The organism is Falsiruegeria litorea R37, assembly GCF_900172225.1.
Taxonomy (GTDB): Bacteria; Pseudomonadota; Alphaproteobacteria; order Rhodobacterales; family Rhodobacteraceae; genus Falsiruegeria; species Falsiruegeria litorea.
Map to the genome: position 1 here is coordinate 63,038 of NZ_FWFO01000002.1, position 24,794 is coordinate 87,831.

At 59.9% G+C, this 24,794-nt stretch carries 18 protein-coding genes; 9 read left to right on the forward strand and 9 right to left on the reverse strand.

What is annotated here, in order from left to right; translation table 11 throughout:
• Both TRL7639_RS13910 and TRL7639_RS13915 read right to left on the reverse strand, forming a co-directional pair.
• On the reverse strand, nucleotides 1-1,548 hold the full coding sequence (locus TRL7639_RS13910) for a CRTAC1 family protein (protein ID WP_085796478.1): 1,548 nt from the start codon (nucleotides 1,546-1,548) through the stop codon (nucleotides 1-3).
• Nucleotides 1,538-2,704 carry an ROK family transcriptional regulator gene (locus tag TRL7639_RS13915; protein WP_235820382.1) on the reverse strand — a complete coding sequence of 389 codons (1,167 nt, stop codon included), beginning with the start codon at nucleotides 2,702-2,704 and terminating at the stop codon, nucleotides 1,538-1,540. Before TRL7639_RS13915 ends, TRL7639_RS13910 begins: the two co-directional genes overlap by 11 nt.
• Before the next feature lie 243 nt (nucleotides 2,705-2,947).
• On the opposite strand from TRL7639_RS13915, the gene xylF reads away from it, so the two are divergent.
• The 5 genes from xylF (at nucleotide 2,948) to TRL7639_RS13940 (ending at nucleotide 8,043) form a co-directional block, all read left to right on the forward strand.
• Nucleotides 2,948-3,976 carry a D-xylose ABC transporter substrate-binding protein gene (xylF, locus tag TRL7639_RS13920; RefSeq protein WP_085796479.1) on the forward strand — a complete coding sequence of 343 codons (1,029 nt, stop codon included), beginning with the start codon at nucleotides 2,948-2,950 and terminating at the stop codon, nucleotides 3,974-3,976.
• 71 nt (nucleotides 3,977-4,047) lie between these two features.
• Nucleotides 4,048-5,358 (forward strand): sugar ABC transporter permease, encoded by a 1,311-nt coding sequence (locus TRL7639_RS13925; RefSeq protein WP_085796480.1) that lies wholly within the window; start codon nucleotides 4,048-4,050, stop codon nucleotides 5,356-5,358.
• A complete protein-coding gene (locus TRL7639_RS13930) occupies nucleotides 5,358-6,137 on the forward strand; it encodes an ATP-binding cassette domain-containing protein (protein WP_085796481.1) in 780 nt (259 codons plus the stop codon). The genes TRL7639_RS13925 and TRL7639_RS13930 overlap by 1 nt, the downstream gene beginning before the upstream one ends.
• 10 nt (nucleotides 6,138-6,147) lie before the next feature.
• The gene (locus tag TRL7639_RS13935) at nucleotides 6,148-7,062 is read left to right on the forward strand and encodes a glucokinase (protein ID WP_085796482.1); all 915 of its coding nucleotides are present in this window, start codon (nucleotides 6,148-6,150) and stop codon (nucleotides 7,060-7,062) included.
• A gap of 3 nt (nucleotides 7,063-7,065) precedes the next feature.
• Complete coding sequence (locus TRL7639_RS13940) at nucleotides 7,066-8,043, forward strand: Gfo/Idh/MocA family protein (protein WP_207559679.1); 978 nt, start codon at nucleotides 7,066-7,068, stop codon at nucleotides 8,041-8,043.
• Between the two features lie 169 nt (nucleotides 8,044-8,212).
• On the opposite strand, the gene TRL7639_RS13945 is transcribed toward TRL7639_RS13940, so the two are convergent.
• The 4 genes from TRL7639_RS13945 to TRL7639_RS13960 form a co-directional block, all read right to left on the reverse strand.
• On the reverse strand, nucleotides 8,213-10,003 hold the full coding sequence (locus TRL7639_RS13945) for a gamma-glutamyltransferase family protein (protein ID WP_085796483.1): 1,791 nt from the start codon (nucleotides 10,001-10,003) through the stop codon (nucleotides 8,213-8,215).
• Between the two features lie 74 nt (nucleotides 10,004-10,077).
• The gene (locus TRL7639_RS13950; RefSeq protein ID WP_085796484.1) at nucleotides 10,078-14,172 is read right to left on the reverse strand and encodes a translocation/assembly module TamB domain-containing protein; all 4,095 of its coding nucleotides are present in this window, start codon (nucleotides 14,170-14,172) and stop codon (nucleotides 10,078-10,080) included.
• A complete protein-coding gene (locus TRL7639_RS13955; RefSeq protein WP_085796485.1) occupies nucleotides 14,172-15,977 on the reverse strand; it encodes an autotransporter assembly complex protein TamA in 1,806 nt (601 codons plus the stop codon). The genes TRL7639_RS13950 and TRL7639_RS13955 overlap by 1 nt, the downstream gene beginning before the upstream one ends.
• Before the next feature lie 170 nt (nucleotides 15,978-16,147).
• Nucleotides 16,148-17,374, reverse strand: coding sequence for a urate hydroxylase PuuD (locus TRL7639_RS13960; RefSeq protein ID WP_085796486.1), 1,227 nt, complete (start codon nucleotides 17,372-17,374; stop codon nucleotides 16,148-16,150).
• Nucleotides 17,375-17,470: 96 nt separating this feature from the next.
• Between TRL7639_RS13960 and TRL7639_RS13965 the strand changes: the two genes are divergently transcribed.
• Nucleotides 17,471-18,394, forward strand: a complete 924-nt coding sequence (locus TRL7639_RS13965) for a LysR family transcriptional regulator (RefSeq protein WP_085796487.1) — start codon at nucleotides 17,471-17,473, stop codon at nucleotides 18,392-18,394.
• A gap of 215 nt (nucleotides 18,395-18,609) precedes the next feature.
• Here the strand turns inward: TRL7639_RS13965 and uraH are convergent, their stop codons facing one another.
• Entirely contained in the window at nucleotides 18,610-18,966 is a 357-nt protein-coding gene (gene uraH / locus TRL7639_RS13970; protein ID WP_085796488.1) for a hydroxyisourate hydrolase, read from the reverse strand.
• A gap of 224 nt (nucleotides 18,967-19,190) precedes the next feature.
• On the opposite strand from uraH, the gene puuE reads away from it, so the two are divergent.
• The 3 genes from puuE to TRL7639_RS13985 all read left to right on the forward strand — a co-directional run bounded on the left by puuE (nucleotide 19,191) and on the right by TRL7639_RS13985 (nucleotide 22,638).
• On the forward strand, nucleotides 19,191-20,606 hold the full coding sequence (gene puuE / locus TRL7639_RS13975; protein ID WP_085796489.1) for an allantoinase PuuE: 1,416 nt from the start codon (nucleotides 19,191-19,193) through the stop codon (nucleotides 20,604-20,606).
• On the forward strand, nucleotides 20,603-21,094 hold the full coding sequence (locus TRL7639_RS13980) for an ureidoglycolate lyase (protein WP_085796490.1): 492 nt from the start codon (nucleotides 20,603-20,605) through the stop codon (nucleotides 21,092-21,094). Before puuE ends, TRL7639_RS13980 begins: the two co-directional genes overlap by 4 nt.
• An 80-nt stretch (nucleotides 21,095-21,174) precedes the next feature.
• Nucleotides 21,175-22,638, forward strand: coding sequence for a uracil-xanthine permease family protein (locus tag TRL7639_RS13985; protein WP_085796491.1), 1,464 nt, complete (start codon nucleotides 21,175-21,177; stop codon nucleotides 22,636-22,638).
• A gap of 121 nt (nucleotides 22,639-22,759) precedes the next feature.
• Here TRL7639_RS13985 and TRL7639_RS13990 read toward each other — a convergent pair whose 3' ends face one another.
• Nucleotides 22,760-23,743 carry a type I glyceraldehyde-3-phosphate dehydrogenase gene (locus tag TRL7639_RS13990; protein WP_085796492.1) on the reverse strand — a complete coding sequence of 328 codons (984 nt, stop codon included), beginning with the start codon at nucleotides 23,741-23,743 and terminating at the stop codon, nucleotides 22,760-22,762.
• A gap of 19 nt (nucleotides 23,744-23,762) precedes the next feature.
• Nucleotides 23,763-24,728: an iminosuccinate reductase BhcD gene (bhcD, locus tag TRL7639_RS13995; RefSeq protein WP_085796493.1), complete on the reverse strand. Its 966-nt coding sequence runs from the start codon at nucleotides 24,726-24,728 to the stop codon at nucleotides 23,763-23,765.
• Between the last annotated feature and the right edge of the window lie 66 nt (nucleotides 24,729-24,794).

Below are 24,794 nucleotides of genomic sequence, written 5' to 3' on the forward strand. Positions count from 1 at the left end.
CTAGTTCGAGACCAAGAGATCGTTGCCCGCTCGGTTGAATGTTAGGGATTGGTTGGGCATCACTTCGATGACATTACTGATTGTCCCGTCCGGCCAAGTCACGCGGACAAAGGCAGTGTTTGCCTTACCCAACCCAAAATGTTCGAATCCGGCGCTGCCGCCAGCATGTCCGCCCCCGCGTGTGATTTCGCGTGCCATCCAGAAACCAGAGGCAAGGTCGGTTGAAACCTCGATCCAGCTGCCCACGCCATTGCGATTTGGCCCGGGTTGGGTGATCGAAAGCGCCAGCCATGCGCCAGTGTTCTGGCTGGTGTTCTGCCAAACCTCTAACGGTGCCCGGCGATTGACAACGGCGATGTCCAACAAGCCGTCAGCGTTCAAATCCACCATTGCAGCGCCGCGCCCGCGGTGCAGACTGTCCAGCCCTGCAAGGTCTCCGGCTTCGCTGAATGTGCCATCCGAATTTTGAATCAACAAATTGTTTGGGTCATCCATGGCACTGCCGGGCATTTGTTCGACATTGCCCTTGGAGATGAAAACGTCATCCAATCCATCATTCTGCACGTCGCCAAATGCCACGTGCCAACCGGTTGAGGGCCGTCCGTCACCACCGCTGTAGGGACGATGCGCGGTGGTGCCCAGAGTGTAGGGGACATCCTCGAACCGGGGTCCGGGACCTGTCAGCCGTTGCAAGCGTTGATCGCCCATCGAGGTCAGGAAAACCTCTTGCTGTCCGTCGTGATCCAAGTCGCGCGCTGCGATCCCCATTCCCCAGAGCTTGTGATCCTGCCAACCATCGCTTTCATCATAAAGGCGCAAGTCAGGCGACAATCGCCAAAGCTGCTCGGCCCCACCGTCGACATAATAGTGCCGGTCGTTACTGATCCGCAGGTCGGTTTGTCCGGTGCGTCCCCAATCGCTGAACAACATGGACAAGGGGCAGTATCCTGGTTCCAGTACGGTGGGATGGGCGTAACGTGTCGCGTCGGGACGGTAGAGAAGATTGATGTCGCAAGCTCGAAACGGTCCGTCCGGGTCGGAGCGGTCCACATAGTTGCCAAAGGCAAGCGTCGGAAGGCTTTGCTCAATCTCCCATGTGGCAGAAAACGCGGTGGTCCAGCGCTCGTCACTGCGGAAATCCAGCTCGGTAAAAGGAGCAAAGCTGCAATCGGGGCCGCCTTTGAGCAACCTGTTCTGGCCAACCCGCAGCAGCACCAAGTCCATCTGGCCATCTGCATCGATGTCCAGTGGATAGGCACCGATCACGCCAGTCTGGCGCAAACTGTCGGGCGTGTCTGCGTCAAACTGGATCGCGCCACCAGCAGAGCTTGTGTTGCGCAAAAGCAGGGCAGGGGCCTGACCGCCGGCGGCAAACAGTTCGGGCAGATGATCGTCGTTGCAGTCGAAACTGGCCAGCCCGCCCCCCACAAAATGCTCCCAGCCCCCGGTGTATTGATGTTCGGGCATCTTCACCGGTGTGAAAGTAATGTCAGCGGTCGCGGTCGACGCGATCAGGGGCAGGAGCAGGGACAGTACCTCACGCGGCATGGTCGCTCATCTTTTCCAATGCAAGGTCCGAGACGCGATCAAGCGCATAGGCCGCCCCGCCTTTGGCCCACATCAAATCACCCCATTTGTGCACCACCACCTCGGGCGGGTCGCGGTCCACCCGGATGATGGACTTGCGCATCGCATCGATCACCGCTTCCTCGTACAAGTGGTCGAACTGCATCTGTTCGCCAGCCAAAATAATCAACGCCGGGTCAAAGATGTTGGCCAGATTGGCTAGCCCCATGGCAAAATACTGCCCGGCCCGGTCTACGACACTGCGTGCGGTCGGATCGTCGTTGCGGGCCGCGGTCAGAAGCGTTTCGATCCGCTGTGCGGGATCTGCTGAAACGTCCACGTCCGGTGTCAGCGTGGCTTCGCGCAGCAGGGCGTAATCGGCCACATAGGCTTCAAGACATCCACGCTGGCCACAGCGGCACAGGGCCCCGTTGAGATGGACCTTGGTGTGTCCAAACTCGGCCCCGCATCCACGTGTGCCGCGATAGAGTTCGCCGTCGATCATCAGGCCAAGACCCACGCCGCTTTCGATAGTTACCACCAGAAAGTCTGGCATCCCGCGGGCTAGGCCAAAGCTGTATTCGGCAAAGGCCACCAGATTGGCGTCGTTGTCGACAAAGGCGGGCAGGCCAAGGTGTTGACTGGCCAGTTTACCGAACTCGACGTTGCGCTCGTTCAGAGAGGGTGACCAATAGACAAAGCCGTTGCTGGCTTCGACGACACCGGCGATCCCGATGCCCACACCCGAGACCTGTTCCAAGGAATGGCCTGCAGCTTGTGCCAATTCACTGACGGTCTGCGCAATTAATGCGGCAAGGGCATCGGGCGATTGCACGCTTTGATCCATATCGTTTTCGATGCCGTGCAGCTGTCTCCCTTCGAAATCGATGAGCACCAGGGACAATTTCAAATGCGAGATTTTCACACCCGCCACCAAATGTGCCGAGCCGCGAATCTTTAGATCAACCCGAGGCCGCCCTCTCCGGGAATCTGTCCCGCCATCTTCACGGGTGACCTCTTCAATCAAGCCGCGCTGAAGCAACTCAGCCGTGATCGTCGTCACGGTTGCACGGCTGATGCCGGTCTTTTCGGACAGTTCGATCCGGGGGATCCGGCCCGCTTTACGGATCTCTGACAATAGGACGCGGCGGCCATATTTTCTTTGCAAAACAGCTATTTGTTCGTCTCCTTCCGGGTTTTGTTGAAGCGGTGTGTTCAAAAATTGTCGCTGATCCCCTCGTCTGATCGTGCCAGCCACCGAAGATTTTTCCCAGCCTATTCAATTTAATTTGATTTTCAAATTAAAATACATCACGATTGTTGAACAGGCCATGCACAACAAGCACAACAGCGCAGGGCCTATTTTGTTTGGGAGGACAACATGAAATTCTTTGCAACCGCGACGGCCGTCGTCGCCGGCGCAATCATGAGCACCGCAGCCTGGGCTGACGACATTGTCATCGGCGTCAGTTGGTCGAATTTCCAAGAAGAGCGTTGGAAGACCGACGAGGCGGCGATCAAGGCGGAATTGGATGCCAAGGGTGCTCAATATATCTCGGCAGACGCGCAAAGCTCGTCGGCCAAGCAACTGTCGGACGTGGAAAGCCTGATTGCGCAAGGTGCAACCGCGCTGATCATTTTGGCCCAGGACGCTCAGGCCATCGGCCCGGCGGTTCAGGCCGCAGCGGACGAGGGGATCCCGGTTATTGGCTATGACCGTCTGATCGAAGATCCGCGTGCCTTTTATCTGACTTTCGACAACGTCGAAGTCGGCCGTATGCAGGCCCGCGCCGTGTTCGAGGCGATGCCCAAGGGGCGCTATGTCATGATCAAGGGCTCGCCCACTGACCCCAACGCAGATTTCCTGCGGGGTGGTCAGCAGGAGGTGCTGCAAGATGCCATCGACAAGGGTGATATTACCATCGTGGCCGAGGCCTATACCGATGGTTGGCTGCCCGCCAATGCGCAGCGCAACATGGAACAGATCCTGACTGCGCAAGACAACGGCGTCGATGCGGTTGTGGCGTCGAACGACGGCACGGCCGGCGGGGTCGTGGCCGCACTGACCGCGCAAGGCATGGAGGGTATTCCGGTTTCAGGTCAGGATGGTGATCATGCCGCTTTGAACCGCGTGGCCAAGGGGACACAGACGGTTTCGGTGTGGAAAGACGCCCGCGAACTTGGCAAGGCAGCAGCGCGCATAGCTGTTTCACTGGCCGAAGGAACCAAGATGAATGCCATTGGTGGCGCAGATGACTGGACCTCGCCCGGGGGCACCAAGATGAGTGCCGTCTTCCTGGCGCCGCTTCCCGTGACCAAGCAGAACCTGTCAGATGTCGTCGATGCAGGCTGGATCACCAAAGAAGCACTGTGCCAGGGCGTGACCGCAGGTCCGACGCCGTGCAATTGAGCTGAGCCAAAGAAACGGCCGTCTTCCGGGGTTTTCGCCCTGGGAGATGGCAAATTAAGGCAGGATCTCTAATGACCCAATCCGAAGCGGAACTGTCACCCGCGCGCCCGCCAGCTGCTCCGAAGAAGAACATCGTACAAACGCTGGAACTGGATTTGCGGCTTTTGGGCATGATCGGCGCGTTTGCTGTGTTGTGCATCGGGTTTGACTTGGTCACCGGCGGGCGGTTTCTGACACCGCGAAATATCTTCAACCTGACGATCCAGACCGTATCCGTTGCGATCATGGCAACCGGAATGGTGTTTGTCATCGTCACCCGTCACATCGACTTGAGCGTGGGTGCGCTGCTGGCCACATGCTCGGCCGTGATGGCGATGACGCAGACACAGTTTCTGCCCAACGTTCTCGGGCTTGGCCTGGGTCATCCGCTGATCCCCTGGATTTCGATCGCTGTTGGCCTTCTGGTCGGCACGCTCATTGGCGCGTTTCACGGCTGGATGATCGGTTACCTGGCCATCCCGGCCTTTATCGTGACGCTTGGGGGGCTTTTGGTCTGGCGCAATGTGGGTTGGTATCTGACCAGCGGCAAGACCATCGGCCCGCTGGATCCGACCTTTCAAAAGTTCGGTGGCATCAATGGAACCTTGGGTGCAACCGGATCCTGGGTTCTGGGCCTGCTGGCTGTGGCGGGAGCCCTTTACGGCCTTTGGGCCAGCCGCCGGAACAAGATCAAGCATGGCTTTTCTGTCAAACCAATGTGGGCCGAAGGCATTCTGGCCTCCATCATCACCTCTGCCATCCTGGGTTTTGTTGCCATTCTGAACGCATATGAGGTGCCGACCCGCAAGCTGCAGCGCATGTTTGAAGCGCGTGGTGAGGTCATGCCAGAGGGGTTCACACAATCCTATGGCATCCCGATTTCGGTTTTGCTGCTGATCTTCATCGCGATCGCAATGACCATCCTTGCCAAGCGCACCCGACTGGGACGCTATATCTTTGCCACCGGGGGCAACCCGGACGCGGCAGAGCTGTCGGGGATCAACACGCGCTGGCTGACGGTCAAGATATTTGCCCTGATGGGCGCATTGTGCGCGGTTTCCGCAGTGGTGGCCTCGGCCCGGCTGACCAATCACTCCAATGACATCGGCACGCTGGACGAGTTGCGCGTGATCGCGGCAGCCGTTATCGGCGGTACGGCGCTGGCCGGTGGCTTGGGCACCATTCACGGCGCCATCCTGGGGGCGCTGATCATGCAGTCGCTGCAATCAGGTATGGCGATGGTTGGCGTCGATGCGCCGCTGCAGAACATCGTCGTGGGCGCGGTCCTGGTGCTGGCTGTTCTGATCGACATCATCTATCGCAAGAAGACGGGAGAGAGCTGATGGCCAAATCCGACATCAACCGCGATCAGACTCCGCTGGTCGAAATGCGCGACATCTGCATCTCATTCGGCGGTGTCCATGCCGTCGATCACGTCAGCGTCGACCTCTATCCGGGCGAGGTCGTGGGCCTCTTGGGTCACAACGGTGCGGGCAAATCCACGCTGATCAAAATCCTGTCGGGCGCGTATCAAGGCGACAGCGGCGAGATCCTGATCAATGGTGAAAAGGTTGAGATCAACAACCCCCGCGATGCCCGCGCTCACAAGATCGAGACGATCTATCAGACGCTGGCGCTGGCCGACAATCTGGATGCCGCCAGCAACCTGTTTCTGGGGCGTGAACTGGTCACCTCTCTCGGGTTGGTCGACGATGACGCGATGGAATCCGAATGTCGCAAGATCATGGGGCGGCTCAACCCGAACTTCAAAAAGTTCGCGGAACCCGTTTCGGCGCTTTCGGGCGGGCAGCGCCAATCGGTGGCGATCGCGCGTGCAGTCTATTTCGATGCGCGCATCCTGATCATGGATGAACCAACTGCTGCTCTGGGCCCGCATGAAACTCAGATGGTTTCCGAGTTGATTCAGCAGCTGAAAGCGGAAGGCATCGGCATCTTTCTGATCAGCCATGATATCCACGATGTGATGGATCTGTGCGACCGAGCCAGTGTGATGAAGAATGGAAAACTGGTTGGCACCGTCGATGTGGATGATGTCACCGATGACGACCTTTTGGGTATGATCATTCTGGGTAAGACCCCCGGTTCCAGCGAGGCGGAATGAGAGGCCAAGCATGACTGTTCTTGTGGCAGATGTGGGCGGCACAAACACGCGCATCGGTCTGGCCGATGGTGGTGCTGTGACGCGGATCAGCCGGTACGAAAATGACGTCTACCCATCGTTCGACGCAGTGCTCACAGAATATGTGTCACAGCTGGAAGACGTCTCTTTTTCTGGCGCGGTGATCGCGGTGGCCGGTCCTGTGACGTCGGACCGGGCCAGTTTGACAAACAGGAATTGGCGCTTTGACAGCGGACGGTTGGCCGCGCTGCTTCCGGGGACCGGCAAAGTGCATTTGCTTAACGATCTGGCTGCACTTGGTCACGCCTTGCCGGATCTGGCCGAACAGCAAATTGCCACTCTGTTGGCCGGCTCTGGACAACAGATCAATACCCAGCAGTTGGTGGTCGGGGTGGGCACAGGCTTTAACGTTTGCTTGTTGCGGGACGGCGTGGTGATGGCGGCCGAATTGGGCCATGCAAGCCTACCTTCCAATGTGCAAGCTGTCTTGGTTGCATCTTTGGGGCGACGTGCCGAGATGTTCCCAACCAACGAGGCGATCTTGTCAGGGCGTGGGTTGTCTCGATTGCACAAAGCGATGACGGATACGGATATGGATGGCCCGTCCATCATCAGTGCAACCGGGGTGAATGGGTGTGATGTCGCAACGGAGACCGTCAGTCTGTTTGCAAGAGTTTTGGGCTGTTTCACGCGTGAATTGGTGTTCCAGTACCTTCCGATGGGGGGCATCTACTTTGCCGGCGGAGCGGCCCGCGGCTTGCTTGGGTCGAATGCGCGACACGACTTTGCAGCGGCTTTCCTGCAGGAGGGAGCGTTTTACGAGCAAATGGCTCAGATCCCGGTTCATATGATTTCCGATGATCAGGCCGCCTTGACGGGCGCAGCCCGGTACTTGGGCGGGAGATAAAGGATGAGCAGGTTGTTTCGTTGGGGATGCCTTTCAACGGCCAAGATTGCACGCGAACAAGTCTTGCCTGCGATCCTTCGCTCAGAGACAGGTGTGTTGCATGCCATTTCAAGTCGGAATGCAGGCAAAGCCCAACTGTTTGCCGGCCGGTTCGGTGCTGCGCGCTGGTATGACAGCAATGAAGCGCTGCTGGCGGATCAGGATGTCGACGGCGTCTATATCCCACTTCCCACGTCACATCACACGGAATGGGCCATTCGCGCGGCTGAGGCCGGCAAGCATGTGCTGTGCGAAAAACCGATTGCGTTGAAGGCCCCGGACATTGACCGGATCGCTGCGGCGGGGCGAGACAACAATGTTCTGATCTCCGAGGCCTATATGGTCTGGTATCATCCTCAGTGGCACAAGGTTCGCGAGTTGATAGAGGACGGTGCAATTGGGCGGTTAAGGCAGGTGACAGGCGGGTTTTCGTTTCACAACGTTGATCCAGCCAACACCCGCAATCAGTTGGAAGCCGGGGGCGGAGCCTTGCCCGACATTGGCGTCTACCCGATTATCACGACATTGATGAGCACAGGCGCCGAACCCCTGGGTGTCGAGGCGCAAGTCGAATACTCGCCGGAGTTCAAGACGGACATCTATGCACAGGCGGTTGTCAGATTCGCGGAGTTCAACCTGAGCTTTCACGTTTCGACCCAAATGGCTTTGCATCAATCAATGCGGTTTCTGGGAGAATTTGGCTGGATCGACGTGCGTGCACCGTTCAATGCGGGTGCGTATGGCGCGGCCGAAGTGGTTTTGTACGATCAGCTCAACACCCGGCAGCAGATGTTTCGGTTCACCGGAGCCTGTCAGTACGAGTTGCAAGTGGAGGCATTTGCCCGCGCCTGTGCCGGGAACGGAACGGGTGTGGTGCCCTTGTCGCTGTCCCGTCAGGTGCAAGAGATCATCGATCAGATCTATGCAGCGGGTCAGTCCTAGCTACGGTAGGCACCCCCCAGACTCGAAGCGCTCCCGCCCGTCGTCAATGCCCCTTGCGGGACATCTCCTCCCGTTGGGCCAGGCTCATGCGGGCAAAGCCCGCATGAGCCTGGCCCGCCCCTTCTTCGTGCCGTCCGCAGGACGCAAGGCCGACAGGCCGCGCAGCAGGTTATCGACCCACCGCGTAGGCCTGCATCAGTCGCGGCGTGGCCGCAGCACGCAACATGCCATCCGGTGCTCGGCTGGCAGCCGTCAACCGGCCCACGGTCCAGGGCTCGGCCACCTCGATCGCATGCCCTTTGGCGCGCAGGGTTTCCATGATCTCTGTCCCAAAGCCGGGTTCGACCATCAGATGGCCGGGGCGCACTTCGCGCGGGTAGAATGAACTTTGGAAATGCCCGGTGTGGAACAGCGGTGCATCGATCCCTTCTTGCAGGTTCAGCTCGCCATGGACCAGGCGCAACAGATAGATGAGTTGCCACTGATCCTGCTGATCGCCCCCAGGCGTGCCAAAGGCAAGCTCGGTTCCGTCCGGCCTGCGCGCCATTGAAGGCGAAAGCGTCGTGCGGGGCCGACGCCCCGGAGCCAGCGAGGTTGGTAGGCCATCTTCAAGCCAAAACATCTGAGCTCTTGAGTTCAGCGGCATTCCCAACCCCGGCACCACCGGAGAGGATTGCAGCCACCCACCCGAAGGCGTGGCCGACACCATATTGCCCCAGCGGTCGATCACGTCCAGATGCACCGTGTCCCCGCGCTTTTCGGTCAGATGAGACATTGTCGGCTCGCCTGCGCCAATGGCGTGCCCCGGCTCATATGACAGGTTGGCATGGGCCAGCATCGCCTCGACCCAGGCGTCATGCCCCGGCAGACGCCCGGGGCGCTGCTCGGTCGAGGCCGTGGCGCCGATTAGAGTGCGCCGTTCAGCTGCGTAGCCGTCCGACAGCAGTTGATCCATCGGGATGTGCGTGAAGGTCGGATCGCCGTAATAGGCCTCGCGGTCGGCAAAGGCGAGTTTCATGGCTTCACTCACCTGGTGGACAAACTCCGCTCCGTTCAGGTCCATTTGATCCAGCGGCACCTCTTGCAGCAATTTGAGAGATTGCAACAGTGTCGGTCCTTGGGTCCATGCCCCGCCCTTCCATACCGTCCAGCCGTGGTAATCCACCTCTAGGGGCGCCTCATAACTGGCTTGCCACTTGGCCATGTCCTGACCGGTCAGCACGCCCTTGTGCGGCGTACCGCTGGCGTCCATCAGGTAAGCTTGGTCGACAAAGCTGTCGATGGCCTCGGCTATGAAACCGGAATAAAAGGCCTGCCGGGCTGCTTCGATCTGGGCCAAGCGGCCTTCGACTGCTTCGGCTTCGGTCAGCAGCCGCTCCCACGTGTCCGCCAATTGCGGGTTGCAGAACAGGGCACCGGCCTGAGGCGCAGAGCCACCGGGCACCCAGGTGGCGTGGGACGTGGGCCACTCTTGGGCAAAGAAATCGGCCAGACCGGCGATGGTGTTTGCGACCCGCGGCAGCAGGGGGTGGCCATACCGGGCATAGTGGATGGCTGGTTCCAGGATGTCGCGCAAAGGCAGGGAGCCGTGATCGCGCAATGTGATCATCCAGGCGTCAAAGGCGCCTGGCACCACCGTCGCCAAAAGACCGGATCCGGGGATCATCTCCAGCCCCTGATCCTTGAAATGCTCGATTGTGGCACCTGCGGGGGCCACGCCCTGACCGCAGACCATCGTCGGGTTGGTTTGGCCTGCAGGTTTGATCAGCATCGGCATGTCGCCGAGAGGGCCGTTCAGGTGCGGCTCGACCACATGCAGGACAAACCCCATTGCCGCTGCCGCATCAAAGGCATTGCCGCCCCGTTCCAGAAGCCGCATGCCAACAGCCGAAGCGATCCAGTGGGTCGAGGTCGCAACACCAAAAGTGCCCGCGATTTCGGGGCGGGTGGTGAATGTCATGTGTCGTCTCCGAATTGCGTGATCCGGATCAGGACACGGGCGCAGGCAGAGGTCAACTGCCTGTCAGTCACACGTCAGTAATCACGCTCAAAGAACACGCCCACAGATGTTTCGCCCTGATTGTCTACCGTTCCCTTCAAAGTGAAGTTGTCGGTCACATCCAAGTTCAGGTTCAACTCGGTCTCGCCTTTGGTGTTTACGGTGAAGTCCGTATACAGCCCATCTGCCAGATAGGCTCCAGCGCCAAATTGCCCGGCTCCGCTGTCGTCTGTGCCGACGTCGATGGTGTCGGCGCCGGTGGCCTCTCGGATGCCTTTGGTCGAATCCCCTCCGGCCCCGCTGAGTTGTGCAAGGGACGCCGCCATCTGCGCGATGACAATAGGCGACAGTTCAGAGAAACGATTGCCAAAGAGAAGCATTGCCAGAGCTTCTTCGCTGGGGCGTTCGGGATCTGCATAGACTTTGATTTCGGGGCCATCCAAGGGGCCGGAAATCTCAAGGGTCGCTGCACCATCCGACGTCGTCGTGGTTGAGGCAAACTCCAGATAGGGCGTCAGGTTACCTTGCAGGGTTACAAGGCCCTTGGTCAGTTTCAGACGGCGGCCCAGGATGTCGAAGTTGCCTCGGATCAATTCAATCTGACCTGATGGCGCAATGGCTGTTGTTGTGCCTCCTACATGGATGCGGCCGCCCAGTTCTGCCTGCAAGCCGCGACCACGCGCGAAGACTTTGTTCGGGGCCAGAAGGCTGACATCCAGTGAAATGACCGGTCCTGAACTGCCGCTTGCGGTTTGCACCAGCTTGGCGCGTTTGCGCGTCGTGAACTCGGCTCCGGCTTCACCTACGTGACGAATGTCAGGGATCGGGGCCGCACCAACTGCGCCTGATGCGGCTGCCAGGTTGATGTTGGTTTCACCAAAGGTGATTTGGCCGACGATGGAGCTGTTGCCCGCCAAGGGACCGGACATGGTGATCTGCCCGTTAGCGGAGGATTCGAAGAACACGTTGTCGGTCAGGATCAACTCGTTGAGGCTGACCGCGATGCGCCCGTTGAATGGTGGGGTCAATTCGACAGGGCCGCTGACGTTGAACGTCCCACCCGCCCGCAATCCACCAGTGATCCCGATGGTGGCGCTGCCGTTTGCCAAGGCGATGCGCCCGCCAATGTTGGTCAGCGTTTGACCTGCCGAAGGGATTGCAACGGTGGTGCCGGACGTGGTGATCGTGCCGCTGATCGCCTCGACGCTTGGGGCGCCTTTCAGGGTCAGGTCGTACTGAGCTGCGCCGTCGATGGAATTGGGCGAGATAAAGAGGTTTGCGATGCTCAGACCGATGGTGCCTGTGGCGGCGACATCCGCCTGGCCCGAGCTTTCGTCAAAGCTGCCTGCTACCTTGCTGGTCAGGCCTGCGGGGCCACTGGCGTCCGCATCGATCTGCCAAACACCATTATTGCGTTTGGCGTTGCCCTTGGCGGTCAGTGCGCCGACCAGCTCGGGCACCAGCCGCTCGAGCCGCTGCAAATTGGCGTCAAAGTTCAGGTCGGCCGTGCCGTCGGTTTCGACGTAGCCATCTAATGCCACGGTCGAGGATTCCGGTCCGTCAATCTCGACGTTGCCGGTCAAGCCATTGCCTTTGGGTTTGACATCCCCGGTCAGAGTCAGGGGGCCGGACAAGGTGGGGATCACCCGTTTGAGCTCGTCCAGCGCGGCCTTGAATTGGATTGTTCCGGCCGCGTCTTGCAGATTGCCGCTCGCTTCGGCGCTGATGGCCGAGCCCGTCAGATCAAAAGCGCGGATGTTCAAGCCTTGGTCATTGTTGGCAGCATCCACGGCCAATGTTGTGCGGCCTTGGATCAACGCGTCCACCTGCGGGATGCCACTGGTGACATCGCGGGCGGTTGCGTCCAGTTGCACATCGAAATGGCGATTGGCCAGATCACCGGAACCTGCGGCCTTGGCTTGCAGATGTCCGGTCAGGTCCTGCCCGGCGAGGCCCGAAAACAGCGACAGATCGGGCGCATCAACGGTGGCATTGCCACTGAGCGCATAAGCCCCTTCGGTGCCGGTCAGCTTGGCGACCGCCTCGGCGCTGACGGCTTTGCCGTTCAACGAAAACTGGCGCAGATCCAGGCCCGTATCATCCCGTTTTGCGTCCAGCACGATGGTCGTGCGCCCGGCGATCAGCGGATCAATCTCGGCCATGCCACTGCTCAAATCCTGCGCCTTGGCGTTCAACTTGATGTCGAAATGCTGGCTGGCCATGTCGCCTGTGCCGGTGACATCGGCCTGAACTGCGCCTGCCAATTCGCGCCCTGCGAGGCCGGAGAAGACCGACAAATCCTGCGCGTCAACTTTGGCTGAGCCATCCAGCGCAAAGGCTCCATCAGAGCCGGTCAGGGTTGCGGCGGCTTCAGCACGCAGGGTTTGCCCTTGGACTGTCAGATTGCGCACCTCAAGCCCTTGCTGATCGCGAACGGCGTCAAGCGCAATGGTGGTTCGCCCTGCAATGATGGGGTCAATCTCGGCCATGCCGGTTTTCAACCCGTCCCCCTCGACATCAAGCTGAAAGTCGAAACTGCCTCCCAAAGGGGCGCCTTTGCCGGTCAAGTCGGCTGTGACCTGTCCAGCCAGATCGCGCTGCGCCACACCTGAAAACCGCGACAGATCGCTGGCTTTGAGGTTCACGGTACCGTCCACCTCGAACCCGCTTTGCAGCCCGCTGATTTCAGCGTTTGCGGTGGCGGTATAGTCCGAGCCGCTTATGACCACGTCGCTGAGGTTCAGGTTGTTGCCGCTCACCAGGTCAAAGAACCCGTCCAGCGTGACCGCATTGCCAACCGCCTGGTTGAGTGCCGGATCGCTAAACCGCAGATCGTTCAACAGCGCCTGAACATCCCCGCGCAGGTCCATCGTCTCGCCCTGATCCAGAGTGCCTTGTCCGGTGATGCGGGCCTGTCTGACAACAACGTCCGGAGTTTCCAGAGCGTCTGCGGTCAGGCTGAGATCCCAATGGTTGCCCAGTTCGCGGTTCAACAGTGCAGAAAACTGCGCTGCTTCGAGCGTTATCCGCGGATCAGCGACCGGCAACACCACACGGTCGCCGGTTGGTGGTGTGATGCGGCCTTGTAGGGCCACCTTGTTCAGCATCCCGCCTGCTGCCATGTCCAGCTCACCCTTGAGCTTGAGCGCGTCCGATGAAATCTCAAGCTGCGAGATGGCCAGATGCCCGTCGGGATCACTGATGCCTTCGACTTGCAGCTGTGTGTCGGTGCCAAAGAAAGTGTCGAACTCTTCTTCCAAGAACGGCGTCACGTCGCCCCCCAGATCGGCGCTGAAGGCGATGCTGTTTTGCGCCTCATCTGCGCCAAAGGGCACTCCGCGCAGACGCACCTGACCGGCAACGCGCTCTGCGTCGTCACTGGCCAGCGACAGGTCGGCGGTGAAATCGGTGACAGGCCCTTCGCCCTTGGCGGTCAGCAACAGGGGGGGCTGGCCGGGCATCTGAAGTGCGGTTGAGATCAAGCCGCCTGCATCTTCGATCACTTGCAGATCCAGCGAGATCAGACTGGTTGCGTTCTGGAACCCAGCCTTGAGTTCTATGGCGTCGCCTGGCCGATCCAGCCGGGTGATGGCCAGATCGCTGTCCAGTGTCCCGTCGGCCAGGGTCATCGCCCCTTGTACCTTGAGCTCCGCCGCCAGTCCGATCAACGGCTCGCCAAGTCCAAGGGTATCGACCCTGATCTCACCAATCTCGATCGCGACGGGAAGCTCGGGCAATTGAAATGGTTGTGTCCCGGCGTCGGGCAGGGGCTCAGCCTGGGCCGTGGGCGCTGGAGCGCGGTCCACGCGGATCTCGCGTGCGGTCAGCTCGTTGACCGAGAACCGCCCACGGATCAGGGCCAGCCTGTTCCAATCGAGCACTGCGTCGTTGATCGTCAACCAGGGACCATCGTCGTCCGAGACAATGATCTGCTCGATGGTGGCCTTGGCGCTAAGCGCGCCTTCGATGCCGCGCACGTGAATCTGTCGACCTTCGCCGGAAAGGGTGTCCTCGAGGAAATCGACTAGGATACCACCGGATTCTTCGTCCTCTTGCGCCCAGGCGGGTGCTGCGACAGTCAAAGCAGTGCAGGTGCTCAGAACAAGGATTTGGTTGGGAAAACGTGTCATCAGAATGCCTGCCCGATACCAATATAGAACTGTAATCCATCGCCGGTGGATCCTTCGACCGGCAGGGCCAGATCCAGACGCAGCGGGCCGAATCCACCCAGATCATAACGCACACCCAAGCCTGCACCAGCATGCCGGGTCGAGGCTGAGGTCACAAAGGATTTCGAATCGATCAGACCGATGTCATAAAAGCCAACAAGCGAGATTTTCTCGGTTACGCGGCCGCGAATTTCGGCAGATGCGCCCAGGAATGCCCGACCACCTGCGATGCCCGTGCCAACCGGGGTCCCAAGGGACTCGTAGGGTTGGCCCCGAACGGTGCCAGCGCCCCCCGAATAGAACAGAAGTTCAGGCGATGTTCCGGCCTGAGATGAGCCAACCACAGAGCCCAATTGCAAACGCCCAGCCAGGATAACACCACCGTTGGAGGTTATGTCCCAGTATCCACGACCATCGACGTAGAACCGCGCACCGGATTCAGTTCCACCTAGGCCTGCGTAAGGGGTAAATCGGGCATCCAGGTAAAAGCCTTTGGTCGGGTTCACGGCATTGTCACGTTTGTCCCATTCAGACCGTGCCGGTATAATCAGATATCTGAACCGGCGATCCGTGCCAAAAGCATCGTCAGATGAGGCGTAATTGAAGCCCAGCCAGGCTTCTGCATAAAGCTCGTCCGAAAACGTGCGTCGGGCACCCACGCCCAATTGAGCACTCGTGACCTTATAGTGTGTCCGATTGCGGCGCTCGATATTGCCGATGTAGAAAATGCTGTCGTCGGGACCCAGTTTCTCGGGCTGATCCAGACGAAACCCGATGCGCCCGTCGATGTCTTCGGTCCCGCCGATGTTGCGGATGTTGGCCTCGAACCGGAATCGGTTGGCGTTGTTGAACACGTTGCGGTGCATCCAGGTCGCAGTCAGATCAAGACCCGCGGTGGATGATACCTCGACACCAAAGGTCAGGCGACGCTTGGGCAGGTCCTCGAACTCGGCATCGAAATCCAATGTGCCGTCCGGGTTGGGGTCTTTGCGTTCTCGCAGGGTGACCGAGTTGAACGTGCCCGTTCGGCGCAGGCGTGTGCCGACTTGTTGCACGTCGGCCGGGCTGTAAACCTCGCCAGTAGGGAAGCCCGCAATCCGCCGCAAAGCTTCGTGGCGCACATCTGTGCTTCCCGATATGTGCATCTTGCCGAATTTCAACTTGGGGCCGGGCACCAGATCGATGTCCGAATCAAGCTGTGCATCGCGATGGCGGGCGGTGATACGTTGATCGCCGACCTTGGCCTTGGCGTATCCTGCATCGCGCCAACCCACGATCCCCGCCGAGGCCGCGTCGCGGATCGCACCGGTCGTCGCCGTTTGCCCCGGAGCATACCCTTCGGGCAGTTCGGTTTCGGGTGTGATTGGCGTGACATTGGCCTGGCCAAACTTGAACTGCTGGCCGGTTTGAACGGTGATGTCGATCTTGTTGATCTGACTGGGGATGCGCAGCGGGTCGATGTTGGCTGCTTCGCGCCCGTCCAGCTTGATGCTTATGACGGGACTGAAAAATCCTTCGTCGTAAAGGACCTGTACAAGGGTACGGTAATCCGACAGCGCGGCAGACAGCACTTCGAGAGGTTCGGTCAGGCCGTGACGCTCGGCTGAGAGGGCAAGGGAACTGGTGGTCAGGCGCTCGGTCAGGTCGTCCGAGGCACCGGGGGCGACAAGAGCGGTTTCCAAGGCCAAAGCCGCCGAGGGCAGGCTCAGCCCGCACGCAAGTGTTATGCCGCGCAAAATAGCGCCGAAACGGCCCCGTGATCTCATCCCTGTGGCTCCAGACTGCCCGAACTCGCATCGGCACGCCGGTTTTACGACGTCGCCTTCAGCTTTTTGAATAGCACACAAGATGCAGGGTTAGGAGGGGGAAATTGCGCGACATATCCCCAATGGATTGTGGTTTGCCCAATTCCCGAGAATGTCGAAAATGCCAGGTTTCAGTTGACGCTCTTGAACCATTTCACGATGGCCAGGCGATCGTCGTCTTCCATGTAGGTGATGTTTGCCGGCGGCATCGCATGGGTGATACCGGCCTGCAGATAGATCGCCTGCGCGTTGCGGGCGACGTCAGCCTGGGTTTCCAGCAGTACACCCTTTGGCGCCCACAAGATGCCGTCCCAGAACGGCTCGCGGGCATGACACATCGAGCAGCGGCCCAGCACGATTTCATGGGCCTCTTCAAACCCGTCAGCCTCTGCGAACTTCTGCTCGTAGGGGGTCAGGGGTTTGGCTTCGGCCTCCTCGAGTGTTTGATGCATCGGGGCGGTCGACAGCCAGATGATGGCGATGAACAGAAGCGCCGTCACCATCCAGGTCCAGTTTGGCTTTCCCGTCCCAGCGTGCATCGAGTTGAAATAGTGCCGGATCGTCACGCCCATCAGGAACACCAGGCTGGCGATGATCCAATTGTATTCGGTCGCAAAAGCCAGCGGATAGTGGTTGCTGAGCATCAGGAATACGACCGGCAGCGTCAGATAGTTGTTGTGGGTCGAGCGCAGCTTGGCGATCTTACCGTACTTCGGATCGGGCGTTCGGCCGTTTTTCAGGTCATCCACCACGATGCGCTGGTTCGGCATGATGATGAAGAACACGTTGGCCGTCATGATGGTCGCCGTAAAGGCCCCCAGATGCAGCATCATCGCGCGGCCGGTGAAGATCTGATTGTACCCCCAACCCATGATCACCAGCAGGACAAACAGCAGGACCATCAACAGGGTGGGGCGCTCTCCCAGACCGGATTTGCAGAGGAAATCGTAGATCAGCCAACCGATGGTCAGCGACGCAGCCGAGATCGCGATGCCCTGCCACAGGGCCAGATCCGCCTTGTTGGCGTCGATCAGGTAAAGCTCACCGCCAACCCAATAAACGATCATCAAAAGCGCCGCGCCGCTCAGCCACGTCGTGTAGCTTTCCCATTTGAACCAGGTCAGATGCTCGGGCATCTGCTCGGGGGCCACCAGGTATTTGCGGATGTGATAAAACCCGCCACCATGCACCTGCCATTCCTCACCATGGGCGCCGGGCGGCAGGTCAGGCGCTTTGCGCAGGCCCAAGTCCAGCGCGATGAAGTAGAAGGACGAGCCAATCCAGGCCATCGCCGTGATCACGTGCAGCCAGCGCACCGCAAAGGCGGCCCAGTCCCAGAAGGCAGCAAAATCATACATGAAGGGTCACTCCGGTCTTTTTCAGACAGACTAGGCAAAGCGGCGTTTATTCGGTATTCCCATATAGTATCAAGCTGTATCAAAAAATCTGAGAAAATGTCCTATCTCGACAACATTCGCACGTTCGTCCGGGTCTATGAGCTGGGCAGCATGTCAGCTGCGGGGCGCGACCTGCGCATTTCGCCTGCGGTCACCTCGGCGCGCATCTCGCAGCTCGAGGATCACCTGAACGTTCGGCTGTTCCAGCGGACGACGCGAAACCTGACACCGACGGAACATGGCAAGGCGTTCTATTCCGGAGCCGTGACGGTGCTCGACAGCGTCGAGGCGGCCGAAGCAACGGTGATGAACCTGACGGACAATCCGCGGGGTTCGCTCTTTGTAGCCGCACCATTGGGGGTGGGGCGCAGGCTGTTGGCACCTGAGGTTCCTGAGTTTCTGCAAGGTTATCCTGAGATTGACGTGCGCCTGCGCTTGACGGATCGATCTGTTGATCTGACGACCGAAGGTTTGGATCTTGCGTTCTTCCTGGGCCAACCTGAAGACAGCAATCTACGAATTCGCAAGATTGCGGATTGCCAAAGGGTGCTGTGTGCCGCGCCCGAGTATGTCGAACGACGTGGTCATCCAGTGTCCGGCGAGGACCTGTTGTCTGACGGGCATGAGTGTCTGAATCTGCGCTTCCCCGGGGCGACAGAATTCCAATGGCTGCTGGAAACGCCCGAAGGGCCAAAGCGGTTCGCGGTGTCGGGCCGCTATGAATGCGATGACGGCGATGTGCTGATTGATTGGGCCTTGGCGGGCGAGGGGATCGCGATGAAACCGGTGTTCGAAGTGGCCGATCACCTGGTGTCGGGCCGGTTGGTTCGTGTTGGCGAGGAAACGCCACCAACACCGGTGCAGATGGCGTGCCTTTACACACATCGTCGCCACCAGGACCCCAAGACACGACTGTTCATGGATTTCATGACCGAACGCGTTGGCAAGGCGGTGCGCTCGGCCGAGGCCAAAGCGATCTAGAGAGACGGGGGCGCTCCCGCCCTCGCATCATGCCCTGACGGGCCCTTGCTCCGTTGGGCCGGGCGCCTCGCCTTCGGCTCGGCGCGGTCCCGCTTGGGGCAACAGGCTCGCCACAAGCGCGACCGCCGAGCGCAGCGAGGCCGGGCCCAACGGGAGGAGGTTTTTCTGCCAAGAAAAATTGCCGACAGGCGGGAGCGCCCCCGGGGCTTTTGGCGTCAACTGCCGCGATAGGTCGAGAAGCCGAATGGCGAAAGCAGCAGCGGCACGTGATAGTGCGCGTCTCCATCAGACATCCCAAAACGGATTGGCACTTGATCGAGGAACAAGGGCTCTTCCGCGGCTTGTCCGCTCGCGCGCAGGTAATCGCCCGCATGAAAGATCAGCTCATAGGTTCCGGTCTCAAAGGTTGCCGTTGGCAGGATCGGGCTGTCCGTGCGGCCATCGTCGTTGGTGACCATCTGTGCAAGCTCCTGTCGCGCCTCTCCGTCAATCCGGAATAGGGTGATCTTCAATCCGGCCGCAGGGCAGCCCTTGGCTGTATCCAGGACATGTGTTGTCAAGTAGCCGCTCATTGCTGTGTCTCCATTGTTCTGCCTTTGGGTGTGCCGCAGCCGCAAAGGCAATGCAAACGTCGCACCTGTGACAGTGTATTCGGGTTTCTTTGAAGGTTAGCTGGGAAAACCTTTTTGTGGGCGATGAAAATGCTGAAACACTATCAATCAGCATTTGATAAACGATCCCGGCTTTCTGCGCTATTCAGGGTTGAGCGCTTCAGAAACAACACCGGAATTCCCCCATGTCTGCCCCTCGTTACCCTCGAAACATGATTGGCTATGGCGCAACGCCCCCCAAGGCCCAGTGGCCGGGTGGGGCCAAGATCGCCGTTCAGATCGTCCTGAACTATGAGGAGGGCGGCGAGAACTGCCTGCTGCACGGGGATGAAGCGTCCGAGGCGTTCCTGTCCGAGATCGTGGGTGCGGCGCAGTGGCCGGGGCAGCGGCATTGGAACATGGAATCCATCTATGAATACGGCGCTCGGGCCGGGTTCTGGCGGTTGCATCGGTTGATGAAGGATCTGCCTGTCACCGTTTACGGCGTGGCCTCGGCTTTGGCGCGCTCTCCTGATCAGGTGGCGGCGATGAAGTCGGCGGGTTGGGAAATCGCCAGCCATGGTCTGAAATGGGTCGAGCACAAGGACATGCCCGAAGAAGACGAGCGCGCGCAGATCGCCGAGGCCGTCCGCCTGCACACCCAAGTGGTGGGGGAACCACCGCGCGGCTGGTATACAGGGCGCTGTTCGATGAACACCGTGCGTTTGGCGGCGGAAGCAGGGATGGACTACATCTCGGACACTTATGACGACGATGTGCCCTATTGGGCCGAGATTGACGGGCGTGATCAGTTGATCATCCCTTACACGCTTGATTGTAACGACATGCGTTTTGCCACGCCGCAGGGGTTCAACTCGGGCGATCAGTTCTTTGCCTATCTCAAGGACAGCTTTGACGCGCTCTATGCTGAGGGCGAAGCGGGCGCGCCCAAGATGATGTCGATCGGGTTGCATTGCCGTCTGATCGGGCGTCCCGGGCGGGTCGTGGCGCTGAAACGGTTCCTGGACTATGCGCAGGGGCATCAGGACGTGTGGTTTGCCACCCGCCTGCAGATTGCCGAACATTGGGCCGCCACGCATCCGCCTGTGAAACATCCGCGCCCGTCGCAGATGGCGCGCGCGGAGTTTGTCGACACTTATGGCGGCATCTTTGAACACTCGGCTTGGATCGCTGAGCGGGCCCATGATCTGGAGTTGGGGCCGGCGCATGATACGGCAGGCGGGCTGCACAACGCGCTGGCGCGGATGTTCCGCTCGGCCAGCGACGAAGAACGTCTGGGCGTGCTGACGGCGCACCCGGATCTGGCTGGGAAGCTGGCGCAGGCCAAACGGCTGACAGCGGAAAGCACGTCCGAGCAGGCCTCGGCTGGGCTTGATGCGCTGACGGATGACGAGCGCGCATTCTTCACTGAACTAAATCAAACTTACGTGGATAAGTTTGGCTTTCCCTTCATCATTGCAGTGCGCGATCACAACAAGACCTCGATCCTTGAGGCGTTCCAGCGCAGGATCGACCATGATCGCGACACCGAGTTTGCCGAGGCATGCCGACAGGTTGAACGCATTGCCGAATTCCGCCTGCGGGACATCCTGCCGTCATGAGCCAGCAGATAGCCATTCAGCCGATCTCGGCCCAAGCCTTTGCACCCTTTGGCGAGGTGATCGAGGTTGCGGGAGAGCCCGACAAGATCATCAACCAGGGACAATGCGGGCGCTATCACGACCGGGCCTCGCTGGACTTTATCGAAGGACGCGCCGGGGTGAGCCTGTTCAATGCTAACCCGCGGTCGCTGCCTTACACGCTGGAACTGGTCGAACGGCACCCCGAAGGCAGCCAGCTGTTCATCCCGATGACGGAACATCCCTTTCTGGTGATCGTCGCCAAGGATGAACTCGGCACGCCGGGGCGCCCGCTGGCCTTTGAGACAAAAGCAGGGCAGGCGATCAATTTTCACCGGGGCACATGGCACGGGGTTTTGACCCCGCTGCATGCGCCGGGACTGTTTGCGGTCGTCGACCGCATCGGGGAAGGGGCCAATCTAGAAGAGCATTGGTTCGACACCCCATTCGTGGTGGCACGGCTCGGATAAGGGCGGCCACCAAATCAGAAGCCGCCAGACAAAGAAGCGGCAAGACCCCCATGAGACCCACAAGGGAGGACAGTGAGATCATGGCCGACACTTCGATAGGAACCGCGGCACAGCTGCGCGATCCGAATTACACACCGGCGCTGCACAAGGCGGTACCGCTTGGCATTCAGCATGTGCTGGCAATGTTTGTGTCAAACATCACACCCGCCATCATCATCTCGGGCGCGGCCGGTTTTGGATTTGGCTCGGACGCAGGAGCGCAGGGTTTCCCTGACATGACCTATCTGATCCAGATGTCGATGCTCTTTGCAGGCGTCGCAACGCTGTTTCAGACCATCGGCATGGGTCCCGTGGGCGCGCGACTGCCCATCGTGCAAGGCACAAGTTTCGCTTTTATCCCGATCATGATCCCGCTGGTGGCGGGCAAAGGGGTCGAGGCGCTGCCTGCGCTCTTTGGCGGCGTTCTGATTGGTGGGCTGTTCCATACGCTGTTGGGGACCGTGATCGGCCGCATCCGATTTGCTCTGCCGCCTTTGGTAACCGGCCTCGTCGTGACGATGATTGGTCTGTACCTGGTGCGCGTGGGTATCGAATATGCTGCTGGCGGTGTACCTGCCAAGGCGTTCAACAACCCGGAGTACGGCAGCCTATTAAACTGGTCTGTGGCGCTGGTGGTGATCTTTGTCACGCTAGGGATGAAGTTCTTTGCGCGCGGGATGTTGTCTGTGTCCGCGGTGCTGATCGGGATCGTCGCGGGCTACATCTATTCGATGTTCTTTGGTCTGGTGAGTTTTGAAGGGATCAGCCAGAGCTGGAACCGCGCTGCTGCCTTTGGTCTGCCGATACCGTTCAAATACGGGATCGATTTTAGCCTGGCGGCGGTCATCGGCTTCTGTCTGATGTCGTTTGTCAGCGCGGTCGAAACCGTGGGTGACGTGAGCGGCATCACCAAAGGGGGCGCAGGGCGTGAGGCGACCGATAAGGAGATCCAGGGCGCGACCTTTGCCGACGGTATCGGTTCGGCGATCGCAGGTCTGTTTGGCGGTTTCCCCAACACATCGTTCAGCCAGAATGTGGGCCTGATCGCGATGACAGGCGTGATGAGCCGTCATGTGGTGACCATCGGCGCGATCTTCCTGATCGTTTGCGGGCTTATCCCCAAGGTGGGCGCGCTGATCCGCACAATCCCCATCGAGGTTCTGGGCGGCGGCGTTATCGTGATGTTCGGGATGGTTGTCTCGGCCGGTGTTTCGATGCTGTCGGACGTGAACTGGAACCGCCGCAACATGGTGATCTTTGCAATAGCCCTGTCGATTGGGTTTGGGTTGCAGCTGGAGGTGATGAACCTGAAACCGGGATCGCCGAACGCGTTGCAATACTTGCCGGACACGCTGCGCATTCTAGCGGCCTCGGGTATCCTGCCAGCGGCGTTGATCGCCATCGTGCTGAACCTGATCCTGCCCGAAGAACTGGCGGATGAGGCAACCGAGGAAGTGTCCGGCGGCATGTCCGGTCACGGATCGGGTAGTTTGCCTGGAGAGTAATCGGGAGCTCCCGCCCGGTCGGGACGCATCAAAGATGCGCCCGCCGACCGGTTGGGCCGGGCGCCACGCCGCACCAAGCTAAAGCTCGGTGCGGCGTGGCGCGGTTTCGAGATACTGAGAGTTAGGTGGCCATCCGCATTGCCACATCAAGCATCCGCGCAGAGAACCCCCATTCATTGTCATACCAACCGAAGACGCGCACTTGCCGTGCGCCGGTCATGCGGGTTTCCGGCTCGGCGATGATCAGCGACTCGGGTCTGTTGCGCAGGTCTGACGAGACCAGCGGCATATCGGTCCATCCCAGGACGGGAGAGGTCAAAACCTGCCGATGCAGTTGATCCCGGAACGTTGCCTCGTCCATATCTGTCGACAGTTGCGCCACCAGATCCACCGCCGATACGCTTGCCGTTGGCACCCGTACTGCTGCACCGCTGATCTTGCCCGCGAGATGGGGCAGCACCGTGTCGATCAGATGCGTGGCTGACGAAGTTGTGGGCACCATTGAAAGCGCTGCCGCCCGCGATCGGGCCAGATCGCCGCGCGGGGCATCCACCAGCGGTTGGCTGTTGGTGTAGCAGTGGATCGTCGTCATATGCGCGGTTTCAATGCCCGCGATGTCGTCGATCACCTTGACCAGCGGGGCCAGCCCGTTGGTCGTACACGACGCGTTCGACACGATCCGGGCGTTGCCCAGTTCATCTTCGTTCGCGCCCAGAACGATGGTCACTTCGGCCGCCGGTGAGGGCCCCGAGATCAGCACCTTGCCCGCGCCCGCCGTCAGACCGCGCGCCGCCACATCCGACGTGCGCGCGATCCCGGTGCAATCCAGCAGCACGTCAACGCCGCTCAAGTCGACGCGGGTCAGGTCAGGGCTGTGAGTGATCGGGATGGTGCGGCCATCGACCACCAGTGCCTCGTCCCCCGCCAGGACTGCGCCGGGATAGGGGCCGAATGTACTGTCGTATTTGAACAGATACGCGCAAGTGTCGAGCGGGGCGATGTCATTGATCTGCACCACCTCGACGTCGGAATCCTGCGGCAGGGCAAGCACCTGTCGCAGGATCGTGCGGCCGATGCGGCCGAATCCGTTGATCGCCAGTTTCATGGGCGAAGATATGGCAGGGCTAGAAATCGACCTCAATGGCTGTTCCACGTTGGATCGCAAGTTCCAGTGCGGCAGAGGCCACGGCGAGGTCCTGCAATCCGACGCCCGTGCCATCAAAGAGCGTGATGTCGTCGTCCGAGGTGCGACCGGGATGGGTGCCGTCGATGACAGCGCCCAACTCCGAGATCGCCTGCGCCGTGATCAGCCCGTCTTTGACGGCGTGCTGAGCCTCGCCCAAGATCACCGATTGCGCGATCTCGTCGGTAAAGACTTGCGCGCGCGCCAAAAGCCTAGGCTCGACCTCTTGTTTGCCAATGGTGTCGGTGCCCATGCAGGCGATATGGGTGCCCGGGCGCACCTGTGCGTCCATCAGGATCGGGTCAAAGCTGGAAGTGATCGAGATGATGACATCCGCTTGAGCACCCAACTGATCCAGATCGACCGCCTCAAACGGCAGGCCAAGTTCTGACGCCGTGTCGGCAAGGCGCGACAGCATCTCGGGGTGCAGGTTCCAACCGATCACTTTTTCGAAGTCTCGCTGTTTTACCGCTGCCCGCATCTGAAAGGCCGACTGATGCCCGGCCCCGATCATGCCCAGAACCTTGACATCCGGCCTTGCCAGATGGCGGATCGATACGGCGCTGGCCGCAGCCGTACGCAGAGCGGTCAACAGGTTGCCCCCCACCACAGCGCGGCATTGGCCGGTGTCGGCGTCAAACAGAAAGACCGACGACTGGTGATTGGTGAGCCCCTTGTCCATGTTGCCCGGCCAATAGCCGCCGGATTTCAGACCCAGATTCAGGCCAGCCCGGTCAAACCCTGATTTGAACCCATAGAGCGCGTCCGCATGGCCAATGGCCTCGCGGATCACAGGGAAGTTTACCGCATCCCCACGCGACATGGCGGCAAAGACGGACTCGACGGCGGCAAAACTGGCCTCTTCGGTCATGAGATCGGCAATCGCTGCCTCAGGTACGATCCACATGGGCCGCTCCTTGTGTATGCGGGGCAGTGGATAAAGCCACGCCCCTGTGTTGTTGTGTTTGGGGGG